Genomic DNA, 13,158 nt, shown 5'->3' with positions numbered 1-13,158 from the left:
GTCGCAAGCGGTGGCGGATGCCGCCGTTCCGGCGCCCGCGCTAGGCAACACCACCGAGCTGCCAGCCAATTTGTCTTCCGTCATCGCGCCGCCGCCGGCGGAGACCGCCAAGCCCGCCGCGAAGCCGGCCCCGGCCGTGGCGGAAGCCGCGCCGAAGCCGGAGCCCAAGCCCGAGCCGAAATCAAAGCCTGAACCCAAGCCGGAAAAACGCAAGGAAGAGCCTAAGGCCGAGAAGCCGCGCAAGGCCGATCCGGCGGCCATCCTGGAAGGGCGCGTCGATCCGGACAGCCATCCGGCCAAGTCAGAGCCGGCCCACGGCAAGTCGGTGATCCAGCTGGCGGCGCTGTCCGATCCTGCCAAGGTGGACGCGCTGCGCGGCAAGCTCTCCGCCATCGGCGTGACCGCCCACTTTTCCAAGGTGGAAACCAGCAAGGGCGAGGTGACCCGCGTCCGCGTCGGTCCGTTCGCCAGCCAGGCTGAGGCACAGGCCGCGCTGCAGAAGCTGGCCAAGTCCGGCATCAACGGTATCATCATCAACAAGTAGCCGCTATGACCGTGTTCGACTATATCGCAATAGCCATCATCGCCGGATCGGTGCTGATGGCCCTGATGCGCGGTCTGATCGCCGAGGTGCTGTCGCTGGGCTCGTGGCTGATCGCCTTCTGGTGCGCGAAGCAGTTTTCGCCGCTGGCGATGGCCTTCCTGCCGGCCAGCCTGCAGAGCGAAGGCTTGCGGATGGTCGCGGGCTTTGTGCTGGTCTTTTTCCTGGTGTGGCTGGCCACCGCCTTGCTGCGGGTGACGCTGACCGGCTTGGTGGACAGCATAGGCCTGGGCGCGGTCAACCGGCTGCTGGGCGGCATGTTCGGCCTGGCGCGGGGCCTGGTGCTGGTGACGGCGCTGGTGCTGTTGGGCGGATTGAGCAATCTGCCGCAGAAACCTATGTGGAGGAACGCCGTGCTCGCGGCGCCATTCGAATCTCTGGCCTTGTCATTGAGGCCATGGTTGCCGCCAACGATGGCGGACAATTTGCACTACGACTCGCCCGGCGGCTTGCCGCCGGACAGTTAGGCGAGAGAGGCGGAATATCTTGATATCTTTACTTCAAGATTCCGCCTCTTTCTTTTGGGCTTTTCCTTTTCAGCAAGTTGGGATAGAGGGCATTAAAGATGTGTGGAATTCTAGGCGTGGTCGGTCAATCGCCGGTCAATCAGCTGCTGTACGACGGTTTGCAGGTGCTGCAACACCGCGGACAGGACGCGGCCGGTATCGTTACCGCCAATAGCAAGACCTTTCACATGCACAAGGGCAGCGGCATGGTGCGCGACGTGTTCCGCACTCGCAACATGCGTTCGCTGCTGGGCAACGCCGGCATCGCCCATGTGCGCTATCCGACAGCTGGCTCGGCTTCCTGCCTGGCGGAGGCCCAGCCGTTCTACGTCAACTCGCCCTTCGGCATCGTGCTGGCGCACAACGGCAACCTGACCAATACCGATGAGCTGAAGGCGGACATGTTCCGCAACGACCTGCGGCACATCAACACCAATTCCGACTCCGAAGTGCTGCTGAACGTGTTCGCCCACGAAGTGGCGCAACGGGTGACCGGCCACGAGCTGACGGTGGATGCTGTGTTCGGCGCGGTGGAAGCCGTGCACCGCCGCGTCAAGGGCGCCTACGCGGTGGTGGCGATGATCGCCGGCTTCGGCCTAGTGGCTTTCCGCGACCCCAACGGCATCCGTCCTCTGGTGATGGGCTGTACCGAAAACGACGGCAAGACCGAATATATGTTCGCGTCGGAGTCGGTGGCGCTGGATTGTTCCGGTTTCAAGCTGCTGCGCGACGTGCAGCCGGGCGAGTGCGTATACGTGACTTTCGATGGCGACATGCACAGCCAGATCTGCGCCGAGAACACCCGCCTCGCGCCCTGCCTGTTCGAATACGTGTACTTCGCCCGTCCGGATTCGGTGATCGACGGCGTCTCGGTCTACCAGTCCCGCCTGAACATGGGCGAGATGCTGGCGGAGAAGATCCGCCGCGATCTGCCGGAGCTGGATATCGACGTGGTGATCCCGATTCCCGATTCCAGCCGCCAGAGCGCGCTGCAGCTGGCCAATGCGATGGGGCTGCCGTACCGCGAGGGCTTCATCAAGAACCGCTACATCGGCCGCACCTTCATCATGCCGGGCCAGGCGGTGCGCAAGAAATCGGTGCGCCAGAAGCTGAACCCGGTGCCGCTGGAGTTCGCCGGCCGCAATGTGCTGCTGGTGGACGACTCCATCGTCCGCGGCACCACGTCCAAGGAAATCGTGCAGATGGCGCGCGACTCCGGCGCCAAGAAGGTTTATTTCGCCTCCGCCGCGCCGGCAGTGCGCTTCCCCAATGTCTATGGCATCGACATGCCCACCCGGGCCGAATTGCTGGCCACCGGTCGCGACGAGGTGGAGATCGCGCGTGAAATCGGCGCCGACGTGGTGATCTACCAGGATCTGGACGCGCTGCAGGACGCGGTGCGCAGCGTCAATCGCGAGCTGGGCCTGTTCGAAAGCTCCTGCTTCGACGGCCAATACATCACCGGCGACATCACCGAAGCCTATCTCGACGCCATCGAGTGCGCGAGGCTGGACTTGAAGGACAAGGGCGGCAGCGAGCAGATGATAGATCTCAATCTGAACGTGGCGGAGCAGAATCTGATCTGATCCGCCTTTAGGCCTGGACTATCTTGAAGAGTCCAGGCCGGTTCTGCGCCAAAGAGGGCGTTCCGGAATCGGGACGTCCTCTTTGTCTTTATGGAGCGCGCGAATCTTGCCCCGCTTGCTCGTCTTGCTGTGTCTTCTGTCCGCCTTGGCGTCCGCCGGCGAACGGCCGCTGGAGCTGGTCACGCTGCAATATCCGCCTTACCAGTATCAGGATGGGGCCGAGGTGAGCGGGGTCGCGGTGGATATCGTGCGCGAGGCTTTCCGCAGGATGGGACGGCCTGTCCATGTAAGCATTTATCCTTGGGGCCGCTCGCTGGCGATGGCGGAATCGGGCCAGGCGGACGCCATCTTCACTCTTTACAAAACGCCGGAGCGCGAAGCCCGGCTGGACTATTCCCGCCAGGTGCTGATGCCGCAGGAAGTGTCGCTGTTCGTGCTGCGGGATTCCCCCATTCGCTTCGACGGCCGGCTGAGCCAATTGGCCGGCTATCGCTTCGGCGTGGTCAGGGCCGTCAGCTACGGCGCGATCTTCGACGCGGCGGCGAGGCAGGGCGGCATCCGCATCGCGGAGACGGCCGCCAGCGGCGAGCAGAACATGGAAAAACTGTTGGCGCGCCGTTTCGATATCCTGATCAGCAATCGACTCGGCGCGCGGGACATCATCCGGCGGCAGCATGCCGAAGCCTTGGTGCGCGAATTGAAGCCGCCGGTCGAGCAAATTCCCAGCTACATCGCCTTCGCGCGCAAGTCTGAGCTGGCCGGCATGCGCGATCGTTTCGACGCCGCGCTGGAAACGATGAAGCGGGACGGCAGCTACGGCCGACTGGTTTCGCCGGCGGCGCCCTGAATTCCATCGCCTTTCTTGACAGTCTTGTCGGCGGCAACTTAAGTGAAACCATGCGTCAGCCGGTTCCGCTTGCAATCAAGCGCTTGGCGATGACAAATGGCAGGCCCGCGACGGGCTGAGCCGACTATAAGATTCCTCAATGGCGGGGGCATGGTTGAATGGGAAACAGGAGCAAACCGTTGTTCATCTTCGCCGGGCTGAGCCTGGCGGCGATGGCGGCGTTGGTGTGGGTATCGCCGTGGCTGGGCTGGCTGATTCCCGTGCTGGGCGGCGGCGGGCTGTTGTTGGCTTGGGGAGGCGGCGACGCGCCCGAGCCGCTGCTTGAAGCGTCCGCCGCCGCGCCGGCGGCGGATGACGACGAGAGCCTCGAGCTGCTGCAGCAGGTGATCGCGCGCTGGGAAGGCAATCTGCAATTGGTGATCGAGCAGTCGGTGAGCGGCGGCAATCAGCTGGCGGGCACCCTGACCGGCATCGCGGATGGATTGCACGCCACTATCCAGGCGGCAAGCTCCACCTCGGACGACATCGGCAGCGTCAGCCTGGAGCAGATGGTCGCGGATGCCGGCCTGCGCAGCAAGGAAATCTCATCGGTGCTGGCGGAGATCGTCGGCCACCGCCAGCAGTTGATCGAAGAAGTCTCCCGTCTTTCCACCTATTCAGGCGAACTGTTGGGCATGGCGGACCAGGTCGGCCGCATCTCCAACCAAACCAATCTGCTGGCCTTGAATGCCAGCATAGAAGCCGCGCGCGCGGGAGAAAGCGGCCGGGGCTTCGCAGTGGTGGCGGACGAAGTGCGCAAGCTGTCGCAGCAGTCCGAGCAGACCGGCAAGCAGATGTCGGAGAAGGTGGTGGAGATCAACGGCGCGCTGGAACAGACCCGTCAGACCACTACCAGCCTGGGCGCGCAGGACGCTGATCGGGGCAATAACGCGCTGGGCCTGCTGGATGATTCGGTGCGGGACTTCAGCGCCGCCGCGGAAAGGCTGGCCCAGGTCAATCAGAGGATGCAGACCGAAGGCTCCCGCGTGGAAAAGGAGCTGCACGCCTCGTTGATCGCCTTGCAGTTCCAGGACCGGGTCAGCCAGATCGTCCAGCATGTCGCGCAGGATCTGAAGCACATGCTGGCTCATCTGGAGGCGGTGCGCGAGGCGCGCCGGCGCGGAGAAAAGCCCCCCCGGATCGAGCCCCGGGAGTGGCTCAAGCGTCTGGAATCCACTTACACCACGCTGGAGCAGGCCGCGCTTCACAAGGGCGGCGACGGCGGAAAACCCGCGGCGTCCAGCGGCGATGTCGATTTCTTCTGATGTTTGATCGAGTTTCGGACTTATCCCGGAGAGATTCATGCCCAGCAAATCCATTTTGATTGTCGACGACGCCGCCAGCATCCGCGCCACCGTCAGCATCGCGCTCAAGGGGGCGGGTTACGAGGTGATCGAGGCCTGCGACGGCAACGATGCGCTGGCCAAGCTGAACGGCGTTCGCGTCAACCTGGTCATTTCCGACGTCAATATGCCGGGCATGGACGGCATCACCCTGCTCAAGCGATTGAAGGAGGGAGCGGCCACCCGGTTTCTGCCTGTGATCATGCTGACCACTGAAGGCAGCGACGACAAGAAGATGCAGGGCAAGGAGGCCGGCGCCAAGGCCTGGATCGTGAAACCGTTCGACCCGGCCAAACTGTTGGACGCCGTGTCCAAGCTGATTCAGCCCTGAACCGGAGCGCGCGATGGCCTTGCAGCTGCAACAGGATGATGGAACGACGAGAGCAGCGTTGGACGGCGAGCTGACCATTTTCACCGCGGAAGAAATACAGGATGAACTGCTAGGCTTGCTCAACCACGATCGGGTGGAGCTGGACCTGTCCGGCGTCACGGAACTGGACGGCTGCGGCGCGCAGTTGCTGAGCATCATGCTGGCCGAGGCCGCCAGGCTGGAAAAAACGGTGGCGATCGCGGCCAGCAACCCCTTGGTGGACGAAGTGGGCGTCTGGCTGGGCTTCCTGCCGCCGGGGGGGAATAGGCAAGGAGTGGCGGGCGATGGATCTTAGCAAGGCCAAGGAGGTTTTCTTCGAAGAGTCGCGCGAGCTGTGCGATGGGCTGGAGTCGGCGCTGCTGGACCCGGTCGCCTACCCTCCGGGAGAGGAAACCTACAATCTGCTGTTCCGCACCGCGCACACCATCAAGGGCTCCGCCGGCATCTTCGGACTGGACGCGCTGGTGCGTTTCGCGCATGTGATGGAAAACGTGCTGGAGCGGCTGCGCTCCGGCCAGGTTTCGCTGAGCGACGACCTGATCACCTTGCTGCTGGCCTGCAACGACCACTTGCGCCGCCTGCTGGACGCCAGCGCGGTCAGCGACGAGATGGCGCGGCGCGATCTGTCGGAAGGCGAACCCTTGCTGGCCGGCTTGAAGCGCTATCAGGAGGGCCGGGCGCATGAGGCGCTGGCCGAGAGCGCGAACGCGGTGGCCGCGGCGGCGGAGACGGGATCGGGCGATGTGGAAACGGGCAGCCCGTATTGGCAGCTATCGCTGCGCTTCCACCCCGACACCTTCCGCCACGGATTCGATCCCTTGTCCTTCCTGCGCTATCTGGGCGGCTTCAGCACGCTGCGCGATGTGACGCCGGTCTGGCGGAACTGGCCGCCGCCGCAACTGCTGGACGTGACCGAATGCTTCATCGGCTTCGACCTGGCCCTGGAAACGGACGAGAGCCGGCAGCGCATCGCGGACACTTTCGAATTCATCGCAGAGGACAGCCATATCGGCATCTTGGCGCCGCGCGCGCCGCTGGCGGATTACCTGGCGGAGGCGGAAGCGCTGGGCGAACCGCTGGAAGAGCAACTGCAGCGCTGGATCGCGCGCGGCGCGCTGACCGCGGACGAAGCGGATCGCCTGCGCAATGGCGACGTGACCGAGCCGGTTGAGGATGCCGGGGCTCCGGATGCGCCGGCGGCCGCGCCGCCGCCTCGGGAGGCATCCCCGGCAGGAGCGGCGCCGGCCAAGAGCGGGCGCGGCGACAGCTATATCCGCATCGAGGCCAGCAAGCTGGACCGCTTGATCAACCGCGTCGGCGAATTGGTGATCGCGTCGGCGGGCACCAAGCTGATCGCCCAGAGCCGCGGCGATGGCGAGCTGCTGGAATCCGTGGCGGTGATCAACACCCTGGTGGAAAGCATACGCGACGACGCGCTGACGCTGCGCATGGTGCCGGTGGACGAGATATTCAGCCGCTTTCCGCGGATGGTGCGCGAAGTGTCCAAGCAACTGGGCAAGGCCATCCAGTTGGAGATCAAGGGCGGCGACACCGAGATCGACAAATCCATGGTGGAGAAGCTGAACGATCCTTTGATGCACATCGTACGCAATGCGGTGGACCACGGGCTGGAATCGGCGGAGAAGCGCAGGGCCGCAGGCAAGCCGGAGCAGGGCACCGTGACGCTGAACGCCTATCACGACGCCGGTTCGGTGGTGGTTGAGGTCAGGGATGACGGCGGCGGCATCAACCGCGAGAAAGTGCTGGCCAAGGCCATCGAGCGCGGCCTGATCGCCGAGGGCAGGCTGCTGAGCGATCAGGAAACGCTGCAGCTGATTTTCCTGCCGGGCTTCTCCACCGCCGACGCGGTCAGCGACCTGTCCGGCCGTGGCGTCGGCATGGACGTGGTCAAACGCAATATCGAGGCGCTGCGCGGCGAGATAGAAATCCAGTCCCAGCCGGGGGCCGGCTCCACCTTCCGGCTGCGCCTGCCGCTGACGCTGGCCATCATCGACGGCTTCCGCGTGGAGGTGAACGAGTCGGCGCTGGTGATGCCGCTGGACATGATGATCGAGTGCGTGGACATGCCGGACGGCGCGATGAGCCACCATGCGCGCCAGATCAATCTGCGCGGCGACTGGCTGCCCTTCGTGTCCTTGCGCGAGCTGTTCGGCCTGCCGCCTTCCGATCATCCCGAATACATCGTGATCGTCCACTACGGCGAATACCGGGCCGGCATCGTGGTGGACAAGCTGATGGGCGAGGTCCAGGCGGTGATCAAGCCATTGGGAGAGTTGTTCAAGTCGCTGCGCGGCATCAGCGGCTCCACCATCCTAGGCAACGGCAAGCCCGCGCTGGTGCTGGATATTCCGCAGTTGATACACCATGCATGCAGGCGGGAGCGAAGGCTGATCAGGCAGAGCGCCGAAGCGCTGCTGGGCGACAAGCAATAAGACCGATATTCGGGGTTTCAGGAGACAGATATGAATTCGTTTCACAATATGCAGGTCCACATCAAGCTGGCGATAGGCTATGGACTCATCCTGCTGTTGATGCTGGCGATCCTGCTTGTGGGCGTGCGCGGGATGGCGACGATGAGCAGCAACACCAACGAGATCGTCTCCGACCGCTACGTCAAGGTGGCCTTGTCCAATGACATCATGCAGAACACATTGAACAATGGCCGCTATGTGCGCAACCTGTTGCTGCAGACGGATCCGGCGGACCTCGAAAAGACCAGGCAGGCCATCAGCAAGCTGCGCGACGAAAACAAGCAGTCGCTGCAAAAGCTGGATCGCTTGATCGATACCCCCAAGGGGCGCGAGCTGTACGACAAGATCGTGTCCGCCCGCGACAATCTGGGGGCCAAGTACACCGAACTGTACTCGCTGCTGGCCAAGGATCACGCGCTGGCGACAACTTATCTGCTGAAGGAGTTCGCCCCGGCCAACAACACGCTGATCTCGGCGCTGGATGAAATGGGCGATTTCCAGTCCCAGCAGATGAAGGACCTGAGCCACGAGGCCGCGGTCAGCGCCGACAACGCCCGCAACCTGATGATATCGATAGGCGTGGCGGCGCTGGTGATCACGGTGCTGCTGGCGCTGGCCATCATCCGCAGCATCCTGAGGCAATTGGGCGGCGATCCATCCTACGCGATGCAGGTGGTGGCTCGAGTGGCGGACGGCGACCTGGCGGTGCCGATCAAGCTGCGCGCGAATGATGAAAGCAGCCTGCTGTACTCGATCAAAGGCATGGCGCATCGCTTGTCCGACACGCTGGCCGAGGTGAGCTCGATGTCGGAGTCCATCGGCGCGGCGTCGGAGGAGGTGGCGTCCACCGCCAGCTCGCTGGCGCAAACTGCGTCGGAGCTGGCCTCTAGCGTCGAGGAAACCAGCGCCTCGGTGGAGGAAATGGCGTCCACCGTCACCCAGAACGCCGACAACGCCCGGGTCACCGAGGGCATCGCGTCCAAGTCGGCCGACAGCGCCACCGAGAGCGGCAAGGCGGTGGGCGACATGGTGCACGCGATGAAGGAAATCGCGTCGCGCATCACCGCGATCAACGACATCGCCAACAAGACCGACTTGCTGGCGATCAACGCCGCGATCGAGGCGGCGCGGGCCGGCGAACACGGCAAGGGCTTCGCCACCGTGGCGGTGGAGGTGCGCAAGCTGGCGGAGCGCTCCCAGGTGGCGGCCAAGGAGATCGGCGATCTGGCCGGGCGCTCGGTCACCGTCGCGGAACGCTCCGGGGTGCTGTTGCAGGAAATGTTGCCCGGCATAGATCAGACGGCCTCGCTGGTGCAGGAAATCTCCGCCGCCTCGCGCGAGCAGCGCACCGGCATCGACCAGATCAACACCGCGGTGTCGCAGATCAGCACCGGCATGCAGTCGTCGGCCTCGTCGGCGGAAGAGCTCAGCTCCACCTCGGAAGAGCTCAGCTCCGCCGCGATGCAACTGCAGGACCTGATGCAGCAGTTCAAGCTGCGCAGCAGCCGCAACGCGCGCAAGAGCGTGATGATGCATTCCGGCGGACATGGCGGGAGCGGCCACAAGGCCGCGCCGCCATCGTCCAATCGCGCCTTTGACGAAGACTTCGATGAAGAAGTGGACGACGGCAAGTTTTCCAAATACTGAGGAGCACGGGCATGAGCGAGCGTTCCGATCCGGCAGGCGCGGCGCAGGGCGGCAAGTTCCACTGCGTGACCTTCATTCTGGGCGAGGACTTGTTCGGCATTCAGATCAACTTCATCCGCGAGATCATCGAGCTTGACGGCATCACCCACGTGCCGATGATGCCCAACTTCGTGCGCGGCATCATCAATCTGCGCGGCTCCGTGGTGCCGGTGATCGACTTGTCGATACGTTTCGGCAGGGGGCTGACCGAGTTGAAGCCGTCCTCTTGCGTGGCCATCCTGTCGCTGCCGGGGCTGGAGGGCGGCTACAACGACGTGGGCATCCTGCTGGACGCGGTATGCGAAGTGCTGGAGATACCGGATAGCGACATCGACCCTTCGCCCACTTTCGGGGTCAGCATCCGCGGCGATTTCATTCAGGGCATCGCCACCATCAATGAGCGTTTCGCCATCCTGCTCAATGTGCAGCAGGCCTTGTCGGTGTCTGAGTTGAGCGCGATGGCGGAGACCGTGTCCCTGCAGCATTTCAGCGACGACGCCGAGGTGGCCTGATGCCGGAGAATCCGCATGCACACCGCTGATCCCGTGCTGAACGATGCGGAATTCGCCCGTTTCAAGCAATTCATTCTCAGCGAGGCCGGCATAGACCTGCCGGCCAGCAAGCGTTCGCTGGTGCAGTCCCGCTTGTCCAAGCGGCTGCGCCATCTTGGGCTGGACAGCTATTCGGCCTACTGGAAGATGTTGAACGATCCGCGGGGGCAGGCGGAGCGGCAGCGGGCGGTGAACCTGCTGTCTACCAATGAAACCTATTTTTTCCGCGAACCCCAGCATTTCCACTGGCTGGAGCAGCAGGCGCAGGCGCTGCGGGATCAGCGGGCGGGCGCGGTGAAAATCTGGTCCGCGGCCAGCTCAACCGGAGAAGAGCCTTACACCATCGCGATGGTGATGGCGGAAACCCTGGGCTTGGCCGGCAACTGGAAAATCTGCGCCACCGACATCAACACCAAGGTGCTGGCCGCCGCCAAGCGCGGGGTCTATCCGCTGGACCGGGTAAGGCGCACGCCGCCCAGGCTGTGGCAAAAGTATTTTCTGCGCGGACACGACGAGTACGAGGGCATGGTGAAGGTGTCGCCGGAGCTGGCGCGCAGGGTGGAGTTCTCCAAGTTGAATCTGCTGCATTGCGACAAGTTCCAGCAGACGGATTTTGATATTGTCTTTTTGCGCAACGTGCTGATTTATTTCAATGAAGACACCAAGCGCGATGTGCTGGCCCGGGTGTGTACCCGCATGCGCGACGGCGGACATTTGCTGATCGGCCATTCCGAATCGCTGCACAAGCTGGACCTGCCGCTGGTTCAGGAGGTGCCGTCGCGTTACCGTTTCGAAGCTGCCCGCCTCAAGAGTGGAGGTGCAAAATGAGCGTCTCTGTGCTGATCGTCGATGACTCCGCCGTGGTGCGCGAGGTATTGTCCCAGATGCTGTCATCGGCGCCGGACATCGAGGTGCTGGGGGCCTCGCCGGATCCGCTGTTCGCGATGAACCGGATGAAGCTGCGCTGGCCTGATGTGATCGTGCTGGACATCGAGATGCCGAGGATGGACGGCCTGACTTTCCTGCGCAAGATCATGGACGAGCGTCCGACGCCGGTGATCATTTGCTCGTCGCTGACCGAGAAGGGCGCGCGCATCACGCTGGACGCGTTGTCTGCCGGCGCGGTGGCGGTGATCACCAAGCCGGCGCTCAATCAGCGCGCATTTCTGCTGGAAGCGGCCAAGGAGCTGGTGCAGGAGGTGCGCGACGCGGCGCGGGCCAAGATGGGCGTGGTGAAGCGCATTTCGCAAACCTCGGGCGAGCCGGCAGCCTCGCCGGCGCCCAAACTGACCGCCGACGTGGTGCTGGAGGCGCCGTCCGGGTTGGAGAAGTACCGCACGACAGAGAAGATCATCGCGATAGGCACGTCCACCGGCGGCACCCAGGCGCTGGAATACCTGTTGCCGCGGCTGCCGGCCACCTGTCCCGGGGTGGCCGTGGTCCAGCACATGCCGGAGAAGTTCACCGCATCCTTCGCTGAGCGGCTGAACGGGTTGTGCCGGGTGGAGGTGAGGGAGGCGAAGAACGGCGATCGGCTGATTTCCGGCGTGGCGCTGATTGCGCCGGGCGGCAAGCATTTGCTGGTCAAGCGCAACGGCGCCCAATACGTGGCGGAGGTGAAGGACGGGCCGCTGGTGTCGCGCCATCGGCCATCTGTGGATGTGTTGTTCCGCTCGGTGGCCATCTGCGCCGGGGGCAATGCGGTGGGCGTGATCATGACCGGGATGGGGGACGACGGCGCGCGCGGCATGCGCGAGATGCATGACGCAGGCGCCCGCACCATCGCCCAGGATGAGGAATCCTGCGTGGTGTTCGGCATGCCGGCCGAGGCAATCAATCACGGCGGCGTGGACGAGGTGATGTCGCTGGAGCGCATTACTCACATGCTGGCGGGCATCAGGGGTTGATGATGGGATATCTGGACAAGTGGAAGGATCGGTCCGTGATGGTGGTGGAGGATTCCGCCACGCACAGGCTGTTGGCGGTGAGCCTGTTGACGGAGATGGGATTTCGCGAGGTTCATGAGGCCGAGAACGGCGTGGACGCGATGAGCAAGCTGTCCGCGCTGGACAGGGTGGACCTGGTGGTGACCGATCTCAACATGCCCTATATGGACGGCGTCAAGCTGTTGGAGAGCATCGCCAGCAAACTGAAGGGCAAGGTGCGCTTTGTGGCCGTGATGAGCGGCGTGCCGCGGGATGTGCTGGACACGGTCCAGGGCGTGGTGGATGCGTCCGAGCTGAATCTGCTGGCGGTATTTCCCAAGCCGCTCAAGCAAGAGGAACTAAGCAGGGTGCTGGACGGCTACAACCCCGAGTGGCCGGGAGCGAGCGACGCGATGAGCAAGCTCGACATGAGCGAGCAGGATGTCGCCGACGCACTGAAACAGCGCCAGCTGGTGCCGTATTACCAGCCCAAGGTATCCATCAAAGATGGCTCCCTGTTCGGCATGGAAGCATTGGTGCGCTGGAATCATCCGCAGTACGGGGTGTTGCCGCCGGCGGCGTTTGTCCATCATCTGGAGGAGGGCGAGCTGGCCATCCGTTTTTTCTACCAGTTCCTGCGCGATGTTTGCGTCGATGTAAGGCAGTTTCTGGCTTTGCATCCCGGCTTGCATGCGTCCATCAACCTGCCGGTGCCCTTGCTCAACGACGCCAATCTGGTAGACGAGATGACTTCCATTGTCCGGTCCAGCGGCCAACCCAGCGACAGCGTCGCGCTGGAGGTGACGGAAACGTCGTTGATGTCCAATCTGGCCGCCTCGCTCGGCACGCTGGCCAGGCTGCGTTTGAACGGCTTCGGTCTGGCGATGGACGATTACGGCACTGGCTATTCATCCATGAAACAATTGTCTCGCAGCCCGTTCACCGAGTTGAAGATAGATCGGGAATTCGTCCATGACGCGGGCAGCAGCCCCAAGAAGCTCGCCATCCTGACCTCCGCGGTTGCGATGTGCCAGAAGCTGCAGCTGCTGTCGGTGGCCGAAGGCGTGGAGACGGAAGAAGATTGGCAACAATTGGCGGCGCTGGGTTGCGACGTGGCTCAGGGCTATTACCATAGCCGCCCGCTGCCGTTCGACCAGTTCGTGCAATGGATGCGGGACAACGGCCATATTTAGGGCGGTTGACAGGCCGCTT

The 13,158-nt window shown here is 63.5% G+C and carries 13 protein-coding genes; all 13 read left to right on the top strand.

The features are described from left to right. Positions 1–544: SPOR domain-containing protein (locus LQR33_RS18665; protein ID WP_231470062.1), on the top strand; the 544-nt coding region annotated here is incomplete at its 5' end. A gap of 5 nt (positions 545–549) precedes the next feature. Then, a complete protein-coding gene (locus LQR33_RS18660) occupies positions 550–1,068 on the top strand; it encodes a CvpA family protein (protein WP_021479101.1) in 519 nt (172 codons plus the stop codon). Between the two features lie 98 nt (positions 1,069–1,166). After that, positions 1,167–2,693 carry an amidophosphoribosyltransferase gene (gene purF / locus LQR33_RS18655; RefSeq protein ID WP_231470061.1) on the top strand — a complete coding sequence of 509 codons (1,527 nt, stop codon included), beginning with the start codon at positions 1,167–1,169 and terminating at the stop codon, positions 2,691–2,693. A 106-nt stretch (positions 2,694–2,799) separates the two neighbouring features. Next, the gene (locus LQR33_RS18650) at positions 2,800–3,540 is read left to right on the top strand and encodes a substrate-binding periplasmic protein (protein WP_231470060.1); all 741 of its coding nucleotides are present in this window, start codon (positions 2,800–2,802) and stop codon (positions 3,538–3,540) included. A 179-nt stretch (positions 3,541–3,719) separates the two neighbouring features. Beyond that, the gene (locus tag LQR33_RS18645; RefSeq protein ID WP_221664188.1) at positions 3,720–4,844 is read left to right on the top strand and encodes a methyl-accepting chemotaxis protein; all 1,125 of its coding nucleotides are present in this window, start codon (positions 3,720–3,722) and stop codon (positions 4,842–4,844) included. Between the two features lie 37 nt (positions 4,845–4,881). Continuing rightward, positions 4,882–5,253, top strand: a complete 372-nt coding sequence (locus LQR33_RS18640; RefSeq protein WP_021479097.1) for a response regulator — start codon at positions 4,882–4,884, stop codon at positions 5,251–5,253. Positions 5,254–5,266: 13 nt separating this feature from the next. Beyond that, a complete protein-coding gene (locus tag LQR33_RS18635) occupies positions 5,267–5,587 on the top strand; it encodes an STAS domain-containing protein (RefSeq protein WP_221664187.1) in 321 nt (106 codons plus the stop codon). Further along, on the top strand, positions 5,577–7,745 hold the full coding sequence (locus tag LQR33_RS18630; protein ID WP_231470059.1) for a chemotaxis protein CheA: 2,169 nt from the start codon (positions 5,577–5,579) through the stop codon (positions 7,743–7,745). Before LQR33_RS18635 ends, LQR33_RS18630 begins: the two co-directional genes overlap by 11 nt. A 30-nt stretch (positions 7,746–7,775) precedes the next feature. Then, positions 7,776–9,431 (top strand): methyl-accepting chemotaxis protein, encoded by a 1,656-nt coding sequence (locus LQR33_RS18625; RefSeq protein ID WP_166440280.1) that lies wholly within the window; start codon positions 7,776–7,778, stop codon positions 9,429–9,431. Between the two features lie 11 nt (positions 9,432–9,442). Further along, on the top strand, positions 9,443–9,982 hold the full coding sequence (locus LQR33_RS18620; protein WP_166440281.1) for a chemotaxis protein CheW: 540 nt from the start codon (positions 9,443–9,445) through the stop codon (positions 9,980–9,982). Positions 9,983–9,997: 15 nt separating this feature from the next. After that, on the top strand, positions 9,998–10,849 hold the full coding sequence (locus LQR33_RS18615; protein WP_231178359.1) for a CheR family methyltransferase: 852 nt from the start codon (positions 9,998–10,000) through the stop codon (positions 10,847–10,849). Next, positions 10,846–11,928 carry a protein-glutamate methylesterase/protein-glutamine glutaminase gene (locus LQR33_RS18610; RefSeq protein ID WP_104947263.1) on the top strand — a complete coding sequence of 361 codons (1,083 nt, stop codon included), beginning with the start codon at positions 10,846–10,848 and terminating at the stop codon, positions 11,926–11,928. The genes LQR33_RS18615 and LQR33_RS18610 overlap by 4 nt, the downstream gene beginning before the upstream one ends. Continuing rightward, complete coding sequence (locus tag LQR33_RS18605) at positions 11,928–13,139, top strand: EAL domain-containing response regulator (RefSeq protein WP_231178358.1); 1,212 nt, start codon at positions 11,928–11,930, stop codon at positions 13,137–13,139. The genes LQR33_RS18610 and LQR33_RS18605 overlap by 1 nt, the downstream gene beginning before the upstream one ends. Positions 13,140–13,158 lie beyond the last annotated feature (19 nt).

Source organism: Chromobacterium piscinae (assembly GCF_021129175.1).
In the GTDB taxonomy this organism is placed as follows: domain Bacteria; phylum Pseudomonadota; class Gammaproteobacteria; order Burkholderiales; family Chromobacteriaceae; genus Chromobacterium; species Chromobacterium piscinae.
The sequence above is the reverse complement of the archived record's forward strand: the minus strand, read 5'-3'. Positions and strand labels throughout refer to the sequence as shown.

What these genes read in the sequence shown, in the direction of transcription:
- purF (WP_231470061.1), top strand. Translation starts at nt 1,167, where the DNA reads ATGTGTGGAATTCTAGGCGTGGTCGGTCAATCGCCGGTCAATCAGCTG.
- LQR33_RS18620 (WP_166440281.1), top strand. Translation starts at nt 9,443, where the DNA reads ATGAGCGAGCGTTCCGATCCGGCAGGCGCGGCGCAGGGCGGCAAGTTC.
- LQR33_RS18660 (WP_021479101.1), top strand. Translation starts at nt 550, where the DNA reads ATGACCGTGTTCGACTATATCGCAATAGCCATCATCGCCGGATCGGTG.
- LQR33_RS18605 (WP_231178358.1), top strand. Translation starts at nt 11,928, where the DNA reads ATGATGGGATATCTGGACAAGTGGAAGGATCGGTCCGTGATGGTGGTG.
- LQR33_RS18630 (WP_231470059.1), top strand. Translation starts at nt 5,577, where the DNA reads ATGGATCTTAGCAAGGCCAAGGAGGTTTTCTTCGAAGAGTCGCGCGAG.
- LQR33_RS18625 (WP_166440280.1), top strand. Translation starts at nt 7,776, where the DNA reads ATGAATTCGTTTCACAATATGCAGGTCCACATCAAGCTGGCGATAGGC.
- LQR33_RS18635 (WP_221664187.1), top strand. Translation starts at nt 5,267, where the DNA reads ATGGCCTTGCAGCTGCAACAGGATGATGGAACGACGAGAGCAGCGTTG.
- LQR33_RS18640 (WP_021479097.1), top strand. Translation starts at nt 4,882, where the DNA reads ATGCCCAGCAAATCCATTTTGATTGTCGACGACGCCGCCAGCATCCGC.
- LQR33_RS18615 (WP_231178359.1), top strand. Translation starts at nt 9,998, where the DNA reads ATGCACACCGCTGATCCCGTGCTGAACGATGCGGAATTCGCCCGTTTC.
- LQR33_RS18610 (WP_104947263.1), top strand. Translation starts at nt 10,846, where the DNA reads ATGAGCGTCTCTGTGCTGATCGTCGATGACTCCGCCGTGGTGCGCGAG.